This window comes from Thauera sp. 63 (assembly GCF_000310165.2).
GTDB classification, from domain to species: Bacteria; Pseudomonadota; Gammaproteobacteria; order Burkholderiales; family Rhodocyclaceae; genus Thauera; species Thauera humireducens.
The window spans coordinates 1-902 of sequence record NZ_AMXC01000083.1; the positions used below are offsets into that span (position 1 = coordinate 1).

Annotated in this window: 1 protein-coding gene; it reads left to right on the forward strand. The window is 63.9% G+C overall.

What is annotated here, in order from left to right:
- Nucleotides 1-902 (forward strand): elongation factor Tu (gene tuf / locus C664_RS20050; protein WP_004295320.1); only part of this gene is annotated, 902 nt, incomplete at both ends.

Sequence of the window (902 nt, forward strand, 5' to 3'; positions counted from 1 at the left end):
CACGTTGACCACGGCAAGACCACGCTGACCGCGGCGATCACCACGATCCTGTCGAAGAAGTTCGGTGGCGAAGCGAAGGGCTACGATGCAATCGACAGCGCGCCGGAAGAGAAGGCGCGCGGCATCACCATCAACACCTCGCACGTCGAGTACGAGACCGCGACGCGCCACTACGCGCACGTTGACTGTCCGGGTCACGCGGACTACGTCAAGAACATGATCACCGGCGCGGCCCAGATGGACGGTGCGATCCTGGTGTGCTCGGCCGCTGACGGCCCGATGCCGCAGACCCGCGAGCACATCCTGCTGGCGCGTCAGGTCGGTGTGCCGTACATCGTCGTGTTCCTGAACAAGTGCGACATGGTCGACGACGAAGAGCTGCTCGAGCTGGTCGAGATGGAAGTGCGCGAGCTGCTGTCGAAGTACGACTTCCCGGGCGACGACATTCCCATCGTCAAGGGTTCGGCGCTGAAGGCGCTCGAAGGCGACCAGTCCGACATCGGCGAGCCGGCGATCATGCGCCTGGCCGAAGCGCTGGACAGCTACATCCCGACCCCGGAGCGCGCGATCGACAAGCCGTTCCTGCTGCCGATCGAAGACGTGTTCTCGATCTCGGGCCGCGGTACCGTGGTGACCGGTCGTGTCGAGCGTGGCATCGTCAAGGTTGGCGAGGAAATCGAAATCGTCGGCATCAAGCCCACGGTCAAGACCACCTGCACCGGCGTGGAAATGTTCCGCAAGCTGCTGGATCAGGGTCAGGCCGGTGACAACGTCGGCGTGCTGCTGCGCGGCACCAAGCGTGAAGATGTCGAGCGCGGTCAGGTGCTGTGCAAGCCGGGTTCGATCACCCCGCACACCCACTTCACCGGCGAGATCTACGTGCTGTCGAAGGAAGAAGGTGG